Genomic DNA, 20,567 nt, shown 5'->3' with positions numbered 1-20,567 from the left:
TCATCCTTTCGTTTTCTTTGTCATGGGGCGGCCTGCCACGTCCAGCACCTGGGCAGGCAGTTGAATCGTTACGGTTTGTGCAGTGTCATCCAGTGCATGGCGCGCCAGTTTTACCTGGTAGCGCCCGCCGGCCACGTGCCAGGTATTGGCGCTGCCCTTCACCATGCCGAACAGGCGCGGGTCGATGGTCAGCGTCACGTTCGAGCTGGCGCCCGGCGCCAGGTCCACCTTGTCCCAGCCGGCCAGGCGCTTGGGAGCCTCCCATTTCGCGGACAGCGGCGAGACGTACACCTGCGGCACGTCCTTGCCTGCCACGCCGCCGGTGTTGGTGACGGTGAAGCGCACCTGTACCTTGCCGTCGACCAGCTGCGCCTTCAGGTCCCGGTAGCCGAACTGCGTGTACGACAGGCCGTGGCCGAACGGGAACAGCGGCTTGTGGCCCTTCAGGTCGAACCACTTGTAGCCGACGGCGGCGCCTTCGTGGTAGTCCACCGTGAAGCGTTCGTCGGGCTTCGCCGGGTCGCCATCGAGCTTCGGCCGCGGTAACTGCTGCTCGGAGGCCGGGAAGGTGGCCGGCAGGCGGCCGGACGGATTGACCTCGCCGAACAGCACCCGGGCGATGGCCTCGCCGCCGTTGGTGCCCGGGTACCACGCCTCGACGATGCCGGCTACCCGGTCCACCCACGGCATCAGCACCGGGCCGCTGTTTTCCAGCACCACGGCCGTTTTCGGGTTCGCCGCCGCCACGGCGGCGATCAGCGCATCCTGGTTGTCGGGCAGCGCCAGTGACGTCGCGTCCAGCGCCTCGCCGACCCATTGCGTGGCGAAGACCAATACGACATCCGCTCCGGCCGCCGCGGCCGCGGCTTTCGCCGGGTCGGTGCCGCTGTCGAATACCAGCTGCGCGCCAGGCACGCGCGCCTGGATCGCCTTCAATGGCGACGACGGGTAATACATGATGGGGCCGGGCCAGGTGGCCGGCAGCAGGCCCGGCACGGCATTGCCGCCGCGCGGATAGACCAGCGACGAGCCGCCGCCGGCCAGCACGCCCTTGTCCGCATGGCCGCCGATGACGACGATCTTCTTCACGTTCTTCGCCAGCGGCAGCAGGCCGCCCGCGTTCTTCAGCAGCACGATGCCCTCTTCCGCATCGGCCTGGCTGATGCGGCCATGCGCCTCGTAGTCGATCGCGCCATCCTGTTGTACCGGGTGATCGACCACGCCCTTGGCAAACATCGCGCGCAGCACCCGGAACGCCATGTCGTCGAGCCGCTTCTGCGGCACGAAGCCGCTTTCCACCGCTTCTTCCAGCGCACCGCCGAAGTAATGGGAACGGTCGAACTCGAAGCCGGACTGCTGGTCCAGCCCTGCGTTGGCCGCCTCCACCGTGCTGTGCGTGGCGCCCCAGTCGGACATCACGAAGCCCTTGTATCCCCAGTCGCCCTTCAGTACGCCGTTCAGCAGCCACGGATGCTCGCAGCCATACGGCCCGTTGATGCGGTTGTAGGCGCACATGAACGAGCCGGCGTCCGTCATCTCCAGCGCCACCTGGAATGCGAACAGGTCGGACATGCGCAGCGCCGCCGGGTCGATGCGGGCATCCAGTTCGAAGCGGCCGGTTTCCTGGTCGTTCAGCGCGTAATGCTTGATCGTGGCGATCACATGGTTCGATTCGATGCCGCGCACCTGTTCGGCCACCATCACGCCGGCCAGCAGCGGATCTTCGCCGCCATATTCGAAGTTGCGGCCGTTGCGCGGTTCTCGCATCAGGTTCATGCCGCCGGCCAGCATCACGTTGAAACCGGAAGCGCGCGCCTCGAAGCCGATCATGCGCCCGCCTTCGTAGGCCAGCTTGCGGTTCCAGGTGGCCGCCGTGGCGATGCCGGAAGGTAGCGCGGTGCGCTCGCGCGGCGTGGTCGTGTTCTGCGTGGCCACGCCGATGCCGGCATCGGTCAGGAACAGCGCGGGCAGGCCCAGGCGCGGCAGCGGCGGCACGTAGCCGGCCGAAAACGGGATCGCTTCGGGCACCTTCTTGGTCTTGTTGCCGGCATGGTCCGCGCCGAAGTGGCTCGATACCCACTTCAGCTTTTCCTTCTGCGTCATCTCTTTCAGGACCAGCGCGGCGCGCCGGTCGGGGTCCAGGCTGGGGTCGAGCCAGGGCCTGGCGGCATCGGCGCCCGCGGCCAGGCATGGCAATGCAGCCAGCGCCAGCAGGATTGCTGCGTTGTGGTTCATGGATCTCCTCGCTCTTTTATTGTTGTGGTTCCACGTACATGCGGGCATAACGGATGCCGAAGTACAGGATGAAGACGTAGCAGGCTGCCGGCACGAAGAACGACCATTGCAGGCCGATCGCATCGGCCAGCGCACCCTGCACGAACGGCACGATGGCGCCGCCCACGATGGCCATGCACAGGATGCCGGAACCCTGCCCGGTCTGCGCGCCCAGCCGGTGCAGCGCCATGCTGAAGATCGTCGGGAACATGATCGAATTGAACAGGCCCACGCCGATCACCGCCCACATCGCCACGGCACCGGTGCCGAAGATCGCCACCAGCAGCAGCGCGATGCTGGCCGCGGCATTGAAGGCCAGGGCCTTGCCGGGACTCACGCGCTGCATGACGGCGAAGCCGATGAAGCGGCCGATCATTGCCCCGCCCCAGTAATAGCTGACATAGTGCGCCGCCGCGCCATGATCCAGGCCGGCGATCTGCGGCTCGCCGATGAAGTTGATCAGGAAGCTGCCGATCGCCACCTCGCCGCCGACGTACAGGAAGATGCCGATCGCGCCCAGCACCAGGTGGCGGTGCGCCAGCACCGAACCGCCTGCCGCCCGCGGCGTATCGTCGGCATGGGTGATGGCCGGCAGCCTGACCAGGGCGAACAGCACGGCAAGAACCAGCAGCGCACCGGCCAGCGCCAGGTAGGGCCCCTGTACCGCCGCCGCTTCCGCCAGCCGGTAGCGTGCCAGGGCCTCGCCGGACAGTTGCCCGACGTCGAATTCGGCCGCCACGCCGCCCAGGATCAGCATGCCGCCGAGGGCCGGCGCGATCGTCGTGCCCAGTGAGTTGAATGCCTGTGTCAAGGTCAGCCGGCTCGATGCCGTGGCCGGCGGCCCCAGTACTGTGACGAACGGATTGGCCGCCACCTGCAGCACCGTGATGCCGGCCGCCAGCACGAAGAAGGCGAACAGGAACAATGCGTAGCCGCTGGTTGCCGCCGGATAGAACAGCGCGCAACCCAGCGCCGCGACCATCAATCCGGCGACGGCGCCGCGCTTGTAGCCGATCCGGCGGATCAGCGCGCCGGCCGGCAGCGACACGATGAAATATGCGCCGAAGAAGCAGAACTGCACCAGCATGGCCTGCACGTAGTTCAGCGTATAGACCGACTTCAGGTGGGGAATCAGCACGTCGTTCAGCGACGTGAGCAGGCCCCACATGAAAAACAGCACCGTGATCACGACAAGGGGGAAGGTTTGCTGCGGCTGCGCGGGAGCGCTGCCCTGCGGCGTGAGCGCCGCGGGTGACATCTGTGCCATCGATCGTCTCCTGGTATCCGGCCGGGCCGGGTGTAGTTATGGCAACGATTCTCCATAAGCGTTCACGGCGGGTCAAATACGATCGACGAAACGGTGCCAGTTTAGCGGCGTTCACTAAACAGCCATGTCCAACCTGTTCCATGGCGCGCCGCAGCATCGTTGCGTGGCGGTCCACCTTGTTTAGTAAATGCGACTAAACTGCCGCGCCCGGGCCATCGGCCGTTTGACCATGCGCGCGGGGCTGTGCAAGACTGTATCCATAAAGAGCGGCGTGGGGCAGCCGATGCTGGCAGCCGCTCAACCACAACGGAGGCGATCCATGAGCATATTTCCAGCGGGCGGCCGTCCATGAGGGCCGCCAGCGCAGCGCAGGGCGGCGTGACGATCCGCGACATCGCGCGGGCTGCCGGCGTTTCGGCCGGCACCATCTCCCGCGCCCTGAAGAACGAGCCGGGGCTGACCGAGGTCACGCGCCAGATGGTACTGGAAACGGCCCGCGACCTGGGCTACGACTTCTGCAAGCTGAGGCCGAAACGGCTGCGCCGCCTGACCTTCCTGCTGCATCGCCAGCACAACACGGCGGCCAGCAGCCCGTTTTATTCACCGGTGCTGCACGGCGCCGAGGAAGCCTGCCGCAAGCAGGGCATCGTGCTGTCGTTCATGGCGGTCGGCCCGGCCGATGGCCTGGTGGACCAGTTGCGGATGCATGCGCCCGACGCGATCGTCTGCGCCGGCTTTTTCGAACCCGAGCTGCTCACGGCGCTGCGTGGCACCGGCAAGCCGATCGTGCTGATCGACATGAAGCTGCGTGGCTACAGCTCGGTGAACCCGGACAACATGATGGGAGGCTACCTGGCCACCCGGCACCTGATCGAGCGGGGCCGCGAGCGCGTGGGTTTCATTTGCGGTTCGCTGTCGCACTACAGCATCCGCGAGCGGGCACGCGGCTACCGGCAGGCGCTGTTCGATGCCTGCATCCTGGCCGATCCGCGGCTGGAAGCGCCACTGCCGGATGGCGTGGAACTGGAACAGGGCGCGTGGGAAGCGATGGAAGCGCTGCTCGCGCTGCCGAAACCGCCGGACGCAGTGTTCTGCTACAACGACAGCGCCGCCCTGGTGGCGATGCGCTGCTGCCTGGCGAAAGGGTTGAAGGTACCGCATGACGTGGCGATCGTGGGCTTCGACGACATCTCGACCGCCGTGCTGGGCCACCGTCCGCTGACGACGCTGCGCATCAACAAGAAGGAACTGGGGGCGCTGGGCGTGGAGCTGCTGCTGAACGGCCGCGCCGACGACGTGGTGGAGAAGGTCGCGCCGGTCGAGCTGGTGGTACGCGCCAGCACCGTGTGCTGAGCTGAGCTGCCAGGAGGATTTCACCACTCGAACCTGCCCCCTGCACGCAGTACCGCCGCGGCCACGCTGGCCGCGTGGGGCGGCTGTTCGCCTGAAAAACGCAACGGTGTATGAAGCTGCGTTGCTTGCCGCGCGAATGGCGGCGGGGGAACCCGCATGAACGATGCAAGCGATGCGAACGATGCAAAGCAAAGCAAAGCAATGCAAAGCAATGCAAAACAAATGCAAGCGCTGCAAACGATATGGATAAACGATTGTCGCTGACCTGGCCGCCACCCGAAGATGGGCTTCGCGATGAACGCCGGCACGGCGAAAACTTCTTGAAACGGATGATCGATGTTACCAGATTTTCATTCCCGCGAAACGCTGTTGCGGCATATCCGCGACACCCGCAATTTCTACGATCCCCGCTCGGTCGACCCCAGCGGCGGCTTTTTCCATTTCTACAAGGATGACGGCACGGTCTACGACCCGCACACCCGCCACCTGGTCAGCAGCACGCGCTTCGTCTTCAACTACGCGATGGCCTACCGCCACTTCCACGACGCGGCGGACCTGCAGCGCGTGCGCCACGGCCTGGCCTTCCTGCGCGACGTGCACCGCGACCCGGACACCGGCGGCTATGCGTGGCAACTGGACTGGCGCGACGGCGTGAAAACCGTCTCCGACGCCACCAACCATTGCTACGGCCTGGCCTTCGTGGTGCTGGCTTACGCCCACGCGCTGCAAGCCGGCGTGGAAGAGGCGCGCGGCTGGCTGGCGGAAACCTTCGACCTGATGGAGCAGCGCTTCTGGGAGCCGGAACACGGCCTGTACGCGGACGAGGCATCGGCCGGCTGGGAAGTCATGCCGTACCGGGGCCAGAACGCCAATATGCATTCCTGCGAGGCGATGCTCGCCGCGTTCGATGCGACGGGCGATCTACGCTACCTGCACCGCGCCGAAACGCTGGCGCGCAACATCGCCGTGCGGCAGGCGCAGCGCGCGGACGACCTGGTATGGGAACACTACCGGCAGGACTGGTCGGTCGATGCCGACTACAACCGCCACGACAGCACCAACATCTTCCGCCCCTGGGGTTACCAGCCGGGTCATCTCACCGAGTGGGCCAAGCTGTTGCTGATCCTGGAGCGCCACGCCGACCAGCTGGCGGGTCCCGCGGACTGGCTGCTGCCGCGTGCCGTCCATTTCTTCGACACCGCGCTGGCCAAGGCATGGGACGGCAAGCATGGCGGCATCCACTACGGCTTCGCGCCTGACGGTTCGATCTGCGACGGCCATAAATACTTCTGGGTACAGGCCGAGAGCTTCGCCGCCGCTGCGCTGCTGGCCGCGCGCACCGGAGAACAGCGCTACTGGGACTGGTACGACCGCATCTGGCAATACAGCTGGGAGCATTTCGTCGACCACGTACACGGCGCCTGGTATCGCATCCTGGGCCCGGACAATGCCAAGCTGACCGATGAAAAGAGCCCGGCCGGCAAGACCGATTACCACACGATGGGGGCCTGCTACGAAGTGCTGACGGTGCTCCGATGACCGAACCGGTATTCATCTCCGCCGGCGAGGCATTGACCGACCTGATCGTGGCCGACGCGGCGCGCACGCATTGGACCGCGCGCACCGGCGGCTCGACATGGAACGTGGCGCGGGCGATGGCGAAGCTGGGCGTACCCAGCGCCTTTGCCGGAGCGATCAGCCGCGACGTATTCGGCGACGCACTGTGGGAAGCCTCGATGGCGTCGCGCCTCGATGCCCGCTTCTTGCAGCGGCTGGACAAATCGCCGCTGCTGGCTATCGTGCACCAGCTCTCGCCACCCAGCTATTTCTTCGTCGGCGACGACAGTGCCGACCTCCACTTCGATCCGCGCGCGCTGCCGGATCAGTGGCGCACGCACTGCCGCTGGATGCACTTTGGCGGTATCAGCCTGGCACGCCAGCCGCTCGCCGCCAGGCTGGTGGAACTGGCACGGGAAGCGAAACGCGCGGGTATCCGCATCAGCTACGACCCGAACTGGCGGCTGCTGATGGACGAGCGCTACGACGCCACGCTGCGCGCGATGACGGAACTTGCCGACGTGGTGAAAGTCTCCGATGAAGACCTGGCCGGCCTGTTTCGCACCGTCGACATCGAACGTGCGTTCGCCACGCTGCGCGGCTTCAACCCGGCGGCACAATACCTGTACACGCGGGGCGAGCATGGCGCCTCGCTGCACGTGGGCGATGGCGCCTGGGATGCCCCGGCGGTGGCCGTGCCGGTCGCCGACACCGTGGGTGCCGGCGACGCCAGTATTGCCGCATTCGCCTACAGCCAGCTGGCTGCGCCGGAGCGTTCGCCGCGCCAGCACCTGCGATTCGCCGTCGCGGGTGGCGCCGCGGCCTGCATCGGTGCCGGCGCCACCCCGCCTGGCCTGGGCGACATCGAACGGCTGGTGATGGAGATGGGCGACGCTTGAGTTTATGATGGCGGGATTGCCAACCCGACCGGAGTATTGAATGAAGTTTGCCCTTCCCTTCGCCCTGCTGGGCGTTGGAATGACCGCGGCCGCCGCCGTCCATGCCGCGCCGGCACAGGCCCGACTGCCGGACGCCGCGCGCCTCTACCAGAACAACTGCGCGTCATGCCACGGCGTGAAACTGGAAGGCGCGACGGCTCCCAGCCTGGCCGACAGCCAGTGGGTGCACGGCGCCCCTACCCGCGCCAATCTGTCCAGGATCATCGCCAGGGGCCTGCCCGAGAAGGGCATGCCGGGCTGGGAAGGCACGCTGGACAAGACGCAGATCGCTGCGCTGGCCGATTACGTGGCACCGGGCGGGCGGAAGAACGCTGGCGCCACCAAGGCTGCCGCACCGTCGCCGCAGCCGGCGGCCGACGATGGCCTGGCGCGCCTGACGCTGCCGAAAGGCTTCTCGATCTCGGTCTACGCGGAGGGCGTGGATACCGCCCGCTCCATGGCCGTTTCGCCGGGCGGCATCGTCTACGTCGGCTCGCGCAAGGCCGGCAAGGTGTACGCGGTGGTCGACGAGAACGGCGACAAGAAGGCCGACAAGGTGATCACGATCGCCTCCGGCCTGGACAACCCGATCGGCGTGACCCTGCTGAACGGCGCGCTGTACGTGGCCGAGATCGGGCGCGTGATCCGCTTCGACGCGATCGACACGACATACGCGAACAAGCCGGCCTACAAGGTGGTCAAGGACGACCTGCCGGACGACAAATGGCATGGCGAGAAGATCATCAAGGCTGGCCCGGACGGCAAGCTGTACATCCCGGTCGGCTCGCCCTGCAATACCTGCGACCGGGACGACGAGGTGTACTCGAAGATCTGGCGCATGAACCCGGACGGTTCGGGATGGGAAATGGTGGCCAACGGCATCCGCAACACCGTCGGCTTCGCCTGGCATCCGGTAACGAAAGACCTGTGGTTCACCGATAACGGCCCGGACGAAATGGGCGACAACAATCCGTCGTGCGAACTGAACGTTGCGCCGAAAGCGGGCATGCATTTCGGCTTCCCGTACTGCCATGGCGGCGTGGTGCCCGATCCGAAATTCGGCGCCGGCCGCAGCTGCGCGCAATTCACGCCGCCGGTGGCCAAGCTCGGCCCGCACGTTGCGCCGCTCGGCCTGGCGTTCTACACGGGCACGCAGTTCCCGTCGCAGTACCGCAACCAGGTGTTCGTGGCCGAACATGGCTCGTGGAACCGCACGCAGAAAATCGGCTACAAGGTCAGCCTCGTCACCTTGCAGGGCAACCAGGAAGTGTCGACGACGACCTTCATCGACGGGTTCCTGCAGGGCGAGGACGTGAGCGGCCGTCCGGTGGACATCGCCATTGCCGCGGATGGCGCGATGCTGATCTCGGACGACCATGCGGGCAGGATCTATCGGGTTACCTATACGGCCAAGTGACCGGTATCGTCACGGCCATCTTTATGTAACGAGTAACTTTCAGGCATAAACGCAACACTCGTGCGACATCGTATGACCGAAAATGTTGCGCTGCATCAACAAGCATGTTAAGGTTGGGGTCTTCGCTCCCGGAACGAGACGGCCCCAACCTGACGTCTGTCTCCCCGCCCCGCTTCGAACGGAATTCCGGCAGCACCGCGCCACGTCCCTGCGCATTCGCCCGCCAAGCATCTTGGCGACCTGTTTTCGCCGGGCCAAGCGCCCAGCTTCTTACACGGAAAAATCCATGTTCAAGCGCCTTACCATTCGTACCCGCCTGATTGCCACGATGGCCATCCTTGGCCTGCTGATCGCCGCTACCGGCGCGGTGGGCATCTACGGCGTCCGCTCCGTCAACGCGGCACTCGAAGAGACCTACAGCAACCAGCTGACGTCATCGCAGGCCACCGCCGACGCGAAGACCCTGCTGATGCGGGCCCGCCTGGTACAGGACCGCGCCGTGTTCCATCCCGACACCCCGGAACTGCCGGCATTGCTTCAGCGCGCCGAAGACTTCGTGGCCAAGTCGGACGTGGCCTGGCAGCGCTACCTGGCGCTGGAACAGGATGGGGAAGAAAAAGTGCTGTCCGACAAGGTGGCGGCGGCACGCAGGGACATGATCGACAATGGCCTGCGCGCGCTCGCGCAGGCGCTGCGCGACGGCGACGCAGCGCGCATCGACCACATTGCGATGAAGGACATGCAAAAGCTGTTCTCCGCCTACAGCGATGCCTCCGACAAGCTCGACGACTACCAGATGCTGACCGCGAAGCAAGGCTTCGATGACAGCCAGCGCCTGTTTGGCACGGTGACGGCGCTGTCGATCGGCGCCATCGTCACCGGCATCCTGCTGATCGTGCTGGCCTGCGTCGCACTGCTGCGCGCCATCATGAACCCGCTGCGCGAAGCGCTGGAGCACTTCGATGCGATGGCGGCTGGCGACCTGTCGCGCCGCGTCGATATCGCGCGGCACGACGAGATGGGCAAGCTGATGCAAGGCCTGGCCAGCATGCAGCAAAAGCTCGCCGACACCGTGCGCGTCGTGCGCGAAGGCAGCGGCTCGATCGCCGTAGCCAGCAATGAAATCGCCGACGGCAACCTGGACCTGTCGCGCCGCACCGAGCAGCAGGCCGCCAGCCTGGAAGAGACCGCGTCGTCGCTGGAAGAGCTGACGTCGACCGTGCGCCAGAATGCCGACAACGCCCGCCAGGCCAACAGCATGGCCGTCTCGGCTTCGCAGGTGGCCCAGCAGGGCGGCCAGATCGTGGCCAAGGTGATCGACACGATGGGCGCCATCACCACGTCGTCGAAGAAGATCGAGGACATCATTTCCGTCATCGACAGCATCGCGTTCCAGACCAATATCCTGGCGCTGAATGCCGCCGTGGAAGCGGCCCGCGCCGGCGAGCAGGGCCGCGGCTTTGCCGTGGTGGCCAGCGAAGTGCGCACGCTGGCCCAGCGCTCGGCCGCCGCCGCCAAGGAAATCAAGGAACTGATCGACGACTCGGTGGCCAGCGTCGAAGCAGGATCGACCCTGGTGGGCCAGGCCGGCACCACGATGGACGAGATCGTGACGGGCATCGCCCGCGTGGCCGACATCATGGCCGAGATCATGTCGGCCACGTCGGAACAAAGCACCGGCATCGACCTGATCAACGAGGCCGTCACGCAGATGGACCAGGTAACGCAGCAGAACGCCGCCCTCGTCGAGGAAGCTGCCGCCGCAGCCGGCTCGCTGCAGGAACAGGCCGCCACGCTGGAGCAGACCGTGGCCGTGTTCCAGCTGGACCAGCAAGCGCCGGCACGCGCCGCTGCTGCGGCCTCGCGCTCCGCTGCCCGTCCGGCCGCCCAACTGGCCTGGCAGTAGCATATTCAGGATTGAACCGGGGGTCAGACCCCAGTTTCAGGAAATATTGCCAAAAACCGGGGTCTGACCCCGGTTTTTGGCAACTTGTTTATTCTTGGCAGAATTTACGCCTTGTTCGCGGCGGCCTGGGTGCCGCAGGCGTAGCAGAAGCGCGTGAAGGCGTTCTTGCGCGCTTCGCATGCGGTGCAGCGGTTGAACAGGCCGATGCCGCAGTGCGGGCAGAAGTCCATCTTCGGATCCTTCAGGTCCACGCCCCGTTCGCAGCCGGGGCACACCCCCTTCCCCATCCGCGCCAGCGCGATGTCGTATCCCAGGTGTTCGCGGCGCTGCGCGTCCGGCAGGGCTTCCGCGGCGCGCTGCCGCTCCAGGTAGCGCTGCAGGCCGAGGATGGCTTGCCGGCCGACGATCACCGTCAGCAGGATGCCGACCAGGTAGCGTACATAGCCGCCGTAGCTGGGCAGGTAGGGCACGAGTTCGACGAAGAACGCGAACAGCGCGAAGAAGATGAAGCCCCACACGAACGGCCACCAGGTGCTCTTGCGCTTCCGCTTCCACAGCCAGCCGGCGGCCAGCAGCAGCGGCAGCGTCAATGCCAGGCGATAGGCAAACACGCGCAGCTCGCGCAGTTGCCGGGCCTTGTCGAAACGGCCGCGGGCATCATCGATCAGACCGTTGATGCGTGCATGGGCGCGATCCTGCGCCTGCGCGGCATCGAGCCGGCGCTGCTCTTCCTGCTGAACGGCCGTCAATGCCTGGCGCTCCTGGGCCTTCAGCGCATCGAGCTGGCGGGTACGTGCGATCAGCTCGGTATCCTGCTCCGGCCGCGCCGTGGCCTGGCGCGTGGCGAGCCAGTTGTTGAAGGTCTCGCTGGCGGCACCGGTGTTCGACGTTGCCACCTTGTGCTTCTGCTGCGCCTGTTCGAGTGCGGCCTGCGCCTCGCCATGGATCTTTTCCGCTTCCCGCAGTGCGGCGCGCGCGGCGGGGTACTGCTGCGGATCGGTGAACTGCTCCAGCACGAGCGGGTCCTCGACCAGGTTCAGGTTGTCGACGATCTTCCCGCCCAGCCCGATCAGGAACCATGCAAACAGGAAGGCCACCAGCCACAAACCGCGCTGGAACCATTTTTCGGAGAGGCGAAGGGCTTTGCTCATCGTGATGCTCCAGCTTAGTTGGACCGGAACGGAGCATAGCGGCTTTCGCCGGCTCGATGCTGTGGCAATCCTCTAATGAACGGCTGGATCACCCATAAAAAAAACCGCCGGGCTCACGCACCGGCGGTTTTCGACCATTCGCGAAGAATGATTACTTGGCAGCGGCGCCTTCTTCGGCGGCAGCCTTCATCGACAGCTTCAGGCGGCCGCGATCGTCCGTTTCCAGGACTTTCACGCGCACCTGCTGGCCTTCTTTCAGGTAATCGGCCACGGCGTTGACGCGCTCGTTGGCGATCTGCGAGATGTGCAGCAGGCCATCCTTGCCCGGCATGACTTGCACGATCGCGCCGAAGTCCAGCAGCTTGAGCACGGTGCCGTCGTAGGTCTTGCCCACTTCGACCGATGCGGTCAGCTCTTCGATGCGGCGCTTGGCTTCCTGGCCGGCGGCGGCATCCACGGAAGCGATCGTCACCACGCCTTCGTCGCTGATGTCGATCTGCGTGCCGGTTTCTTCGGTCAGCGCGCGAATCACCGCGCCACCCTTGCCGATCACGTCGCGGATCTTTTCCGGATTGATCTTGATGGTGATCAGGCGCGGCGCGAAGTCGGACAGCTCCGTCTTCACGTGCGGCACGGCCTTCTGCATTTCACCCAGGATGTGCTCACGGCCTTCCTTGGCCTGCGCCAGCGCCACCTGCATGATTTCCTTGGTGATGCCCTGGATCTTGATGTCCATCTGCAGCGCCGTGATGCCCTTGGCGGTGCCGGCGACCTTGAAGTCCATGTCGCCCAGGTGGTCTTCGTCACCCAGGATGTCGGACAGCACGGCGAACTTGCCGCCTTCCTTGATCAGGCCCATCGCGATACCGGCAACGTGTGCCTTCATCGGCACGCCGGCATCCATCAGCGCCAGGCAGCCGCCGCAGACGGAAGCCATCGACGAGGAACCGTTCGATTCGGTGATCTCGGACACCAGGCGCACGGAGTAGCTGAACTCTTCCGGCGTCGGCAGCGCGGCAACCAGTGCGCGCTTGGCCAGGCGGCCGTGGCCCACTTCGCGGCGCTTCGGCGTGCCCACGCGGCCCGTTTCGCCGGTGGCGAACGGAGGCATGTTGTAGTGCAGCATGAAGTCGTCGGTGTACTCGCCCATCAGCGCATCGATCTTCTGCGAATCGCGCGCGGTGCCCAGCGTGGCCACGACCAGCGCCTGGGTTTCGCCACGGGTGAACAGCGCAGAACCGTGGGTACGCGGCAGCACCGACGTGCGGATCGCGATCGGACGCACGGTGCGGGTGTCGCGGCCGTCGATACGCGGCTCGCCGTTCAGGATCTGCGAGCGCACGACCTTGGCTTCCATGTCGAACAGGATATTGCCCACTTCGACGGAATCCGGCGCGTCGGTACCTTCGGCTGCGGCTTGCGCGGCCAGGTCGGCGATCACTTCGCTCTGCATCGAGCGCAGGGCCTGCTGGCGGGCCTGCTTGTTCTTGGTCTGGTACGCTTCGTTGATCTTCGTTTCGGCGAATTGCGCGACCTTGGCGATCAGCGCTTCGTTCTTCGCCGGCGCGGTCCATTCGATTTCCGGCTTGCCGCCTTCTTCCACCAGCGCGTGGATCGCGTCGATCACGGCCTTCATCTGCTCGTGGCCGAAGACCACGCCGCCCAGCATCACTTCTTCGGACAGTTGCTTGGCTTCCGATTCCACCATCAGCACGGCGGTTTCGGTACCGGCCACCACCAGGTCCATCTCGGACGTCTTCAGCTGGCTGGTGGTCGGGTTCAGGATGTACTGGCCATTGGCGTAACCCACACGGGCTGCGCCGATCGGGCCGTTGAACGGCACGCCGGCCACGCACAGGGCGGCGGAGGCACCGATCATCGAGGCGATGTCAGGGTCGATTTCGGGATTGACCGACAGAACGTGGATGATGACCTGCACCTCGTTCATGTAACCTTCCGGGAACAGCGGGCGGATCGGGCGGTCGATCAGGCGGGACGTCAGCGTCTCCTTCTCCGACGGACGGCCTTCGCGCTTGAAGAAGCCGCCCGGGATCTTGCCGGCTGCATAGGTCTTCTCGATGTAGTCGACCGTCAGCGGGAAGAAATCCTGGCCGGGCTTGGCATCCTTGCGCGCCACCACGGTCGCCAGCACGACGGTGTCGTCCACCGACACCATGACCGCACCGGATGCCTGGCGAGCGATCTCGCCGGTTTCCAGGGTCACGGTATGTTGGCCGTACTGGAAGGTTTTCGTAACTTTGTTAAACATGGGTAATCCCTTTCTATTTGCCGACAGATTTTCAGGGGCTGTCGTTCACCTCACCGCGGGCGGCCGCACCGGCCGCCGTACTGCTTTCCGTACTATCGTGCTTTGTCTTACGCGTTTCGTACTACTTCACCAATCGTGAATTCCAGTTGGCAATTTTTTAACACTACAAATGACAAAATGCCCGCGTCAGCGAACTGGCGCAGGCATCTTTTGAAACCGGGAATGCAAAAATTACTTACGCAGGCCGAGCTTCGAGATCAGGTCGCGGTAGCGGGTTGCGTCCTTGTTCTTCAGGTAGGACAGCAGGCTCTTGCGGCGGTTGACCATCTTGATCAGGCCACGGCGGGAGTGGTGATCCTTGCTGTGTTCCTTGAAGTGGCCGTTCAGCTCGTTGATGCGAGCGGTCAGCAGTGCAACCTGCACTTCAGGGGAGCCGGTATCGTTCTGGCCACGTGCGTTGTCGGCGATGATCGCGGACTTGTTGATGTTTTCTACAGTCATGATGAACCTTTCACATGCGATGCACGGAGTAACGGGACCCTGCGCATCGTGATTACGTTGAACAAATAAAGCCTGCCCGTTCGGACAGGCCCGCAAGTATAACGGAATTCGCGCGGGGTGTACCAACTTCTGACTACAATCGTTCAACAAGCCGGGAGCCGAACATGAAAAAAGTGATCATTCCAGCAATGGCCGGGGCACTTGCCGTCCTGCTGTGCGGCTGCGCCCTGGGCCCGCCGCCGCAGCCGGGCGAGCCGATGGCGGCGGTCGAATCCCGCCTCGGCACGCCCAGCGCCCGCTTTGCCAGCGGCGGCGAAACGATCCATGAGTACGGCGCCGGCGCGTTCGGCCAGTTCACCTACATGGCGCGCTATGGCGCCGACGGCCGGCTGCGCTCGTACGAGCAGGTGCTCACTGACGAGAAATTCGCCGGCGTGAAGCTGGGCACGGATGACAAGACCTCGATCCTGCACACGTTCGGCCATCCGGCCGAGACGATGTACCTGTCGCGGCGCGACCTGGAAGTGTGGAGCTACCGCTACAAGCAGTCGGGTGTGTGGGATGCGATGATGCACATCCATTTCAGCCGGGATGGCAAGGTGCGCGAGATGATGGCCGGGCCGGATCCGATGCGGGAGGCGAAAGAAGGTTTTTTCTAAGCAATTAATTGCCCGGAAACTGGGGTACGCCCCCATTTTTCGGGCAATATTTTTGCGGCGGAATTACTGGATTCCCGTTTCCTGCGCCGTCTGCGGATTGACCCGCTCCTTCGCGTGCAGCTTGTTCAGCGCGGCCAAGTAGGCCTTGGCGGAGGCGACCACGATGTCCGGATCGGCGCCCACGCCGTTGACGATGCGCCCCGCTTGCGACAGGCGCATCGTGACCTCGCCCTGCGACTGCGAGCTGGGGCTGATCGCGGCGATCGAGAACAGCACCAGTTCCGCGCCGCTCTTCGCTTGGCTCTCGATGGCGTTGACGATCGCATCCACCGGCCCGTCGCCGCTGCCTTCGCACAGCACTTCCCGCTCGCCCATCGCGAACACCACGCGCGCGTGCGGCAACTCCCCCGTTTCGCTGCGCTGCGCCAGCGATACCAACCGGTAGTGCTCGCCCTCCTCCCGCTCCTCGGTGGAGACCAGCGCCATGATGTCTTCGTCGAAGATCTCGGCCTTGCGGTCGGCCAGGTCCTTGAAGCGGGCAAAGGCGGCATTGACGTCGCCTTCCGAATCGAGCTCGATGCCCAGTTCCTGCAGCCGCGCCTTGAAGGCGTTGCGGCCGGACAGCTTGCCGAGCACGATCCTGTTGGCGGTCCAGCCCACGTCCTCGGCGCGCATGATCTCGTAGGTTTCGCGCGCCTTCAGGATGCCGTCCTGGTGGATGCCCGAGGCGTGCGCGAACGCGTTGGCGCCGACCACTGCCTTGTTCGGCTGCACGGCGAAGCCGGTAATCTGCGACACCATCTTCGACGCCGCCACGATCTGCGTGGCATCGATGCCGCATTCCAGGTTGTAGTAGCCGCCGCGCGTGCGCAGCGCCATCACCACTTCTTCCAGCGCGGTATTGCCGGCCCGTTCGCCCAGGCCGTTGATCGTGCATTCGATCTGGCGCGCGCCGCCGATCATCACGCCAGCCAGCGAATTGGCCACCGCCAGGCCAAGGTCGTTGTGGCAATGCACCGACCAGACGGCCTTGTCGGAATTGGGGATGCGTTCGCGCAGCCGGCGGATCGTCTCGCCGAACAGCTCGGGCACCGCATAGCCGACGGTATCCGGAAAATTGATCGTCGTGGCGCCTTCGGCGATCACGGTTTCCAGCACGCGGCACAGGAAATCTTCCTCGGAGCGGCTGCCGTCCTCAGGCGAAAACTCGATGTCATCGGTGAAGCGGCGGGCAAAGCGGATGGCCTGCGTGGCCTGCTCCAGCACCTGTTCGGGCTCCATGCGCAGCTTCATCTTCATGTGCAGCGGCGACGTGGCGATGAAGGTGTGGATGCGCTTCCTGGCGGCCGGCTCGAGCGCCTCGGCGGCGCGGGAGATGTCGCGGTCGTTGGCGCGCGACAGCGAGCAGACCGTGGAATCCTTGATGGTGGCGGCGATGGCGCGGATGGCGTCGAAGTCGCCGGGAGAGGCGGCAGCGAAGCCGGCTTCGATCACATCCACGCGCAGCTTTTCCAGCTGGCGCGCGATGCGGATCTTTTCTTCCTTGGTCATCGACGCGCCGGGCGATTGCTCGCCGTCGCGCAGCGTGGTATCGAAAATGATCAGGCGGTTGCTCATGAATTGCTCCTCGATTGGCCGCCGACCAGGGAGTCAGCGGCGGTCGCTTTCCTCGGGTTCCTCGTCGACCTGCACGATCGACACCGGCTTGCCTTTCGCCAGCCGCACGGCAAACACCACATAGCCGGACAGCCCGTACAGCACGAACAGCAGGAACATCACCTTCGGCGGATCGAGCGACACCAGCGTGAATGCCAGCGCGATCAGGAAGACGGTGATGAACGGTACCGATTTCCTGAAGTTGACGTCCTTGAAACTGTAGTACGGCACATTGGTGACCATCGTCAGGCCGGCGAACAGCGCCAGCGCCCACGACGCCCACGGGTAGTACACGCCGTGCTCGCCCATGTCGACCATCACCAGCACGAAGCCGGCGATCAGCGCCGCCGCCGACGGGCTCGGCATGCCCTGGAAGTAGCGCTTGTCGACGACGGTGATGTTGGTGTTGAAGCGGGCAAGGCGCAGCGCTGCGCCCGCGCAATAGACGAACGCGGCGATCCAGCCCAGCTTGCCCAGGCCGCGCAGCGACCATTCGTAAATGACGAGTGCGGGCGCTGCGCCGAACGACACCATGTCGGACAGACTGTCGTACTGGGCGCCGAATTCGCTCTGCGTGTTGGTAAGGCGGGCCACGCGGCCATCGAGCCCGTCGAGCAGCATCGCCACGAAGATGGCCCAGGCCGCGTGCTCGAAGCGCTGGTTCATCGCCATCACGATCGCGTAGAAGCCGCAGAACAGCGCCCCGGTCGTGAACGCGTTCGGCAGCAGGTAGATGCCGCGGCGCGGCCGGAGCTCGCCGCGTTCGTTGTATTTGCGGGCGAACCTGCTGAACGCGCTGCGGCGCGGCGGCTTGCCATTGGGAGCGGCGCCGGGCTTGGGCCGGCGGCGGGGGAATTTAGCCATTGAGTACCTGGTGCGTTATTGCTGCGTGAGCGCTGCGCTATTGTTCTGTTCCGGCCGGGGAAAGCCCGGCCGGGTGAACCCTATTATAGAGGAGCACGCAGATAGCGGAGCACTCGGGTCAGGTGGCTGGCGTGCGGGATGTCCGGTACACGCCGAATGTGCGGAATGTGCGCGGCGCCCATCCTGCTCAGCGGAAGCGCACCTTGCCCACCAGGCGCATCTGCAACGTGGTTTCGCCCGGCTCGAACGACGGCTCGGCCACCTCGGCGGTATCCATGCTCTTGCGCATGGCCATCATCATCGGTGCGGGGGCCGCCTCATTGCCGGCGTAGTTGCCGGAGCCTTCGAAGTCCACGGTATCGAGCACTGCATCGGCCACCGGCCGGCCCATCGCCGAGGCCACCGAGGCGATGCGTTCGTTCAGGTTCTTGTAGGTAGCGGCAATGCGCTGGTCGTCCAGCTTCTTCGTCGCCTCCGGCGTGAGTCCGAAGTTGATGGCGTTCAGCGTCAGTATTTTCTGCGCCGCGGCCACGGTCTTCGGCAGGCCGGCCAGGTTGGTGGTCTTCACTTCCACGTAATGCCCGACGCGCCAGGCGGTCGGCACGCGCGGCTTGCTGGCCGCCATCGGCTGCACCGGGCGGTCTTCCGGATACACCGGGTACGTGTAGTAGTTCATCGTCTTCAGGCTGGCCTGCGGGTCGGCGCGCTTCAGGATCTCGAGGCCCTGCTTCATCTTCTGGTTGACGCGCGAAGCGGCGGCGGCCTTGTCCTTGTCCTGCTCCTCGATCGCCAGCACGGCGGTGGCCTGGTCGTTCGGCGCCTTTACCTCGCCATAGGCGGGAATGATGACGGTGGTGCCGCCCGCCTGCGCCCCGGCCTGCGCGGGCGCCTGGGCGCCGGCATGCGCCGAGCCAAGCAAAAGCGTCACTACGAGTGCGGCGGGGGCCACGGTTTTCATCAGGGTCATGCGCTTCTCCTCGGTTGAAATGGTCAGCGCACTTTAACCGATCCGCCAGGCACGGCCGGGAACAGTTGGTGAACGATTGTAACAATCATGTCATTGCGGCGACACGGGGATCTGTCATCATGGAAGACTGACCGTTTTACTTTTTGAACATGAAAACAACGATCTTCCTGCCGCTGGCCTTGCCGCTGACCCTGGCGCTGTCCAGCCTTGCCGCGGCCGCACCCGCGAAACCGAATCCCGCCCCGAAACTCGTCGTCGTCATGGCCGTCGACGGCCTGCCGCAGGAACAACTGGTGCGCTATCGCGACCAGTTCGGCAACGGTGGTTTCCGGCGCCTGCTCGACGGCGGCGCCTGGTTTACCGACGCGCACCAGGCACACGGCACGACCGTCACGGCGGTCGGCCATGCCGCCATCCTGTCGGGTGCCTACCCGAACCAGCACGGCATCGTCGCCAATCACTGGGTCGACCGCGCCACCGGCAAGCAGGTCTACTGCACCGAGGACCGCAATCACCAGTACATCGGCGAGGAAACCGCGCCGGACGACGGCACGTCGCCGGCAAGGCTGCGCGTCGATACGCTGGGCGACCAGCTTCGCTACGCGACCGGAAACCGCGCCAGGGTGATCGCCGTTTCCGGCAAGGACCGCGGCGCGATCCTGTTGGCCGGCAAGGGCGGCACGGCATACATGTACATGGAGCGCAGCGGCAATTTCGCCAGCAGCACCTGGTACATGCAGCAGCATCCGCAATGGGTGCAGCGCTACCTGTCCGGCAAGCCGCAGGACCGCTACTACGGCCAGAAGTGGCGCCCGCTGCTGGCCGACAGCGCCTATGCCGGCGACGCGGAAGGTCCGCTGTTCGACTTCCCGTACTACAGCGAGAGCGGCCAGCCGGATGCCGGCTATTACAAGCGCCTGAAGGAAGGCCCCGCCGTCGACGAGCTGACGCTGGACTTCGCCCGCGCAGCCATCGACGGCGAAGCGCTGGGCGCCAACCCGGCCGGCGTGCCGGACCTGCTGGGCGTGAGCCTTTCCGGCCACGACTACGTAAACCATCGCCACGGCCCGGAAAGCAAGATGTCGCACGACCACCTGCAGCGGCTGGACCGGATGCTGGCCGGTTTCTTCTCCTACCTCGACAAGCGCGTGGGGGCGGACGAGTGGATGATCGTGCTGACGGCCGACCACGGCTTTGCCAACAGCGCCGAGTTCTCGCAGCGCCAGCGCATCGATGCCGGCCGCATCGACGGCAAGAAGCTGCTGGCCGGACTGGACCAGCACCTGGCCGCCGCCTTCGGCGGCGTGAAGCCGATCGCCAATGCCGTGCTGCCGAACATTTATTTCGACGGCAACGCCATCGACAAGGCAGGCCTGAAGCGCGCGGACATCGAATCCGCCGCCAGCAAATGGCTGCTGGCGCAGGCCGGCGTCGCCGACGTCTACACCCGCACGCGCTTCGAGGAAAGCGGCGCCAGCGGCACCCGCCAGGACTTGCTGATGCGCCGCGGCTGGCACCGCCATGAGTCCGGCGACCTGGTCGTGGTACCGCGCGCCTACTGGGCATTCGGTTCGGGCACCAGCGGTGCCACGCATGGCACGCCGTACCGCTACGACACCAGCGTGCCCCTGGTCATGATGGGCAAGCGCTGGATCGCGCCGGGCAATTACACGCAGTATGCCGAGGTGGTCGACATCGCGCCGACGCTGGCCGCGCTGCTGCAGGTGCGGGCCCCGGCGGGCGCCGAGGGGCGCGTGCTGACGGAGATCCTGCGCAAGCGGTAATACC

15 protein-coding genes are annotated in these 20,567 nt (G+C 65.3%); 7 read left to right on the top strand and 8 right to left on the bottom strand.

Annotation, left to right across the window (positions count from 1 at the left end; genetic code table 11):
• Both ACY34H_RS14640 and ACY34H_RS14635 read right to left on the bottom strand, forming a co-directional pair.
• Entirely contained in the window at positions 1-2,235 is a 2,235-nt protein-coding gene (locus tag ACY34H_RS14640) for a beta-glucosidase (protein ID WP_464978207.1), read from the bottom strand.
• A gap of 16 nt (positions 2,236-2,251) precedes the next feature.
• Positions 2,252-3,532 (bottom strand): sugar MFS transporter, encoded by a 1,281-nt coding sequence (locus tag ACY34H_RS14635; protein WP_464978348.1) that lies wholly within the window; start codon positions 3,530-3,532, stop codon positions 2,252-2,254.
• Positions 3,533-3,889: 357 nt separating this feature from the next.
• Between ACY34H_RS14635 and ACY34H_RS14630 the strand changes: the two genes are divergently transcribed.
• The 5 genes from ACY34H_RS14630 (at position 3,890) to ACY34H_RS14610 (ending at position 10,712) form a co-directional block, all read left to right on the top strand.
• A complete protein-coding gene (locus tag ACY34H_RS14630) occupies positions 3,890-4,894 on the top strand; it encodes a LacI family DNA-binding transcriptional regulator (RefSeq protein WP_464978206.1) in 1,005 nt (334 codons plus the stop codon).
• Positions 4,895-5,230: 336 nt separating this feature from the next.
• Positions 5,231-6,433 carry an AGE family epimerase/isomerase gene (locus tag ACY34H_RS14625; protein ID WP_464978205.1) on the top strand — a complete coding sequence of 401 codons (1,203 nt, stop codon included), beginning with the start codon at positions 5,231-5,233 and terminating at the stop codon, positions 6,431-6,433.
• A complete protein-coding gene (locus ACY34H_RS14620; RefSeq protein ID WP_464978204.1) occupies positions 6,430-7,350 on the top strand; it encodes a carbohydrate kinase family protein in 921 nt (306 codons plus the stop codon). Before ACY34H_RS14625 ends, ACY34H_RS14620 begins: the two co-directional genes overlap by 4 nt.
• Positions 7,351-7,390: 40 nt before the next feature.
• Positions 7,391-8,806, top strand: coding sequence for a PQQ-dependent sugar dehydrogenase (locus tag ACY34H_RS14615; RefSeq protein ID WP_464978203.1), 1,416 nt, complete (start codon positions 7,391-7,393; stop codon positions 8,804-8,806).
• A 286-nt stretch (positions 8,807-9,092) separates the two neighbouring features.
• The gene (locus tag ACY34H_RS14610; protein ID WP_464978202.1) at positions 9,093-10,712 is read left to right on the top strand and encodes a methyl-accepting chemotaxis protein; all 1,620 of its coding nucleotides are present in this window, start codon (positions 9,093-9,095) and stop codon (positions 10,710-10,712) included.
• Positions 10,713-10,816: 104 nt separating this feature from the next.
• On the opposite strand, the gene ACY34H_RS14605 is transcribed toward ACY34H_RS14610, so the two are convergent.
• From ACY34H_RS14605 to rpsO, 3 genes are all read right to left on the bottom strand, one after another.
• Positions 10,817-11,863 (bottom strand): serine endopeptidase, encoded by a 1,047-nt coding sequence (locus ACY34H_RS14605; RefSeq protein ID WP_464978201.1) that lies wholly within the window; start codon positions 11,861-11,863, stop codon positions 10,817-10,819.
• Between the two features lie 151 nt (positions 11,864-12,014).
• Complete coding sequence (gene pnp / locus ACY34H_RS14600; protein ID WP_464978200.1) at positions 12,015-14,132, bottom strand: polyribonucleotide nucleotidyltransferase; 2,118 nt, start codon at positions 14,130-14,132, stop codon at positions 12,015-12,017.
• Between the two features lie 231 nt (positions 14,133-14,363).
• The gene (gene rpsO / locus ACY34H_RS14595) at positions 14,364-14,633 is read right to left on the bottom strand and encodes a 30S ribosomal protein S15 (protein ID WP_464978199.1); all 270 of its coding nucleotides are present in this window, start codon (positions 14,631-14,633) and stop codon (positions 14,364-14,366) included.
• A 164-nt stretch (positions 14,634-14,797) separates the two neighbouring features.
• On the opposite strand from rpsO, the gene ACY34H_RS14590 reads away from it, so the two are divergent.
• Positions 14,798-15,292 carry a hypothetical protein gene (locus tag ACY34H_RS14590; RefSeq protein ID WP_464978198.1) on the top strand — a complete coding sequence of 165 codons (495 nt, stop codon included), beginning with the start codon at positions 14,798-14,800 and terminating at the stop codon, positions 15,290-15,292.
• Positions 15,293-15,355: 63 nt separating this feature from the next.
• Here the strand turns inward: ACY34H_RS14590 and ACY34H_RS14585 are convergent, their stop codons facing one another.
• From ACY34H_RS14585 to ACY34H_RS14575, 3 genes are all read right to left on the bottom strand, one after another.
• Complete coding sequence (locus tag ACY34H_RS14585; protein ID WP_464978197.1) at positions 15,356-16,909, bottom strand: 2-isopropylmalate synthase; 1,554 nt, start codon at positions 16,907-16,909, stop codon at positions 15,356-15,358.
• Positions 16,910-16,942: 33 nt separating this feature from the next.
• Positions 16,943-17,812, bottom strand: a complete 870-nt coding sequence (pssA, locus tag ACY34H_RS14580) for a CDP-diacylglycerol--serine O-phosphatidyltransferase (RefSeq protein ID WP_464978196.1) — start codon at positions 17,810-17,812, stop codon at positions 16,943-16,945.
• Between the two features lie 187 nt (positions 17,813-17,999).
• On the bottom strand, positions 18,000-18,779 hold the full coding sequence (locus ACY34H_RS14575) for an SIMPL domain-containing protein (protein ID WP_464978195.1): 780 nt from the start codon (positions 18,777-18,779) through the stop codon (positions 18,000-18,002).
• 149 nt (positions 18,780-18,928) lie between these two features.
• On the opposite strand from ACY34H_RS14575, the gene ACY34H_RS14570 reads away from it, so the two are divergent.
• Positions 18,929-20,563, top strand: a complete 1,635-nt coding sequence (locus tag ACY34H_RS14570) for an alkaline phosphatase family protein (RefSeq protein ID WP_464978194.1) — start codon at positions 18,929-18,931, stop codon at positions 20,561-20,563.
• Positions 20,564-20,567 lie beyond the last annotated feature (4 nt).

This window comes from Pseudoduganella sp. jia 9, from assembly GCF_055502615.1.
The sequence above is the reverse complement of the archived record's forward strand: the minus strand, read 5'-3'. Positions and strand labels throughout refer to the sequence as shown.

What these genes read in the sequence shown, in the direction of transcription:
- ACY34H_RS14640 (WP_464978207.1), bottom strand. Translation starts at nt 2,235, where the DNA reads ATGAACCACAACGCAGCAATCCTGCTGGCGCTGGCTGCATTGCCATGC.
- ACY34H_RS14635 (WP_464978348.1), bottom strand. Translation starts at nt 3,532, where the DNA reads ATGTCACCCGCGGCGCTCACGCCGCAGGGCAGCGCTCCCGCGCAGCCG.
- ACY34H_RS14630 (WP_464978206.1), top strand. Translation starts at nt 3,890, where the DNA reads ATGAGGGCCGCCAGCGCAGCGCAGGGCGGCGTGACGATCCGCGACATC.
- ACY34H_RS14625 (WP_464978205.1), top strand. Translation starts at nt 5,231, where the DNA reads ATGTTACCAGATTTTCATTCCCGCGAAACGCTGTTGCGGCATATCCGC.
- ACY34H_RS14620 (WP_464978204.1), top strand. Translation starts at nt 6,430, where the DNA reads ATGACCGAACCGGTATTCATCTCCGCCGGCGAGGCATTGACCGACCTG.
- ACY34H_RS14615 (WP_464978203.1), top strand. Translation starts at nt 7,391, where the DNA reads ATGAAGTTTGCCCTTCCCTTCGCCCTGCTGGGCGTTGGAATGACCGCG.
- ACY34H_RS14610 (WP_464978202.1), top strand. Translation starts at nt 9,093, where the DNA reads ATGTTCAAGCGCCTTACCATTCGTACCCGCCTGATTGCCACGATGGCC.
- ACY34H_RS14605 (WP_464978201.1), bottom strand. Translation starts at nt 11,863, where the DNA reads ATGAGCAAAGCCCTTCGCCTCTCCGAAAAATGGTTCCAGCGCGGTTTG.
- pnp (WP_464978200.1), bottom strand. Translation starts at nt 14,132, where the DNA reads ATGTTTAACAAAGTTACGAAAACCTTCCAGTACGGCCAACATACCGTG.
- rpsO (WP_464978199.1), bottom strand. Translation starts at nt 14,633, where the DNA reads ATGACTGTAGAAAACATCAACAAGTCCGCGATCATCGCCGACAACGCA.
- ACY34H_RS14590 (WP_464978198.1), top strand. Translation starts at nt 14,798, where the DNA reads ATGAAAAAAGTGATCATTCCAGCAATGGCCGGGGCACTTGCCGTCCTG.
- ACY34H_RS14585 (WP_464978197.1), bottom strand. Translation starts at nt 16,909, where the DNA reads ATGAGCAACCGCCTGATCATTTTCGATACCACGCTGCGCGACGGCGAG.
- pssA (WP_464978196.1), bottom strand. Translation starts at nt 17,812, where the DNA reads ATGGCTAAATTCCCCCGCCGCCGGCCCAAGCCCGGCGCCGCTCCCAAT.
- ACY34H_RS14575 (WP_464978195.1), bottom strand. Translation starts at nt 18,779, where the DNA reads ATGACCCTGATGAAAACCGTGGCCCCCGCCGCACTCGTAGTGACGCTT.
- ACY34H_RS14570 (WP_464978194.1), top strand. Translation starts at nt 18,929, where the DNA reads ATGAAAACAACGATCTTCCTGCCGCTGGCCTTGCCGCTGACCCTGGCG.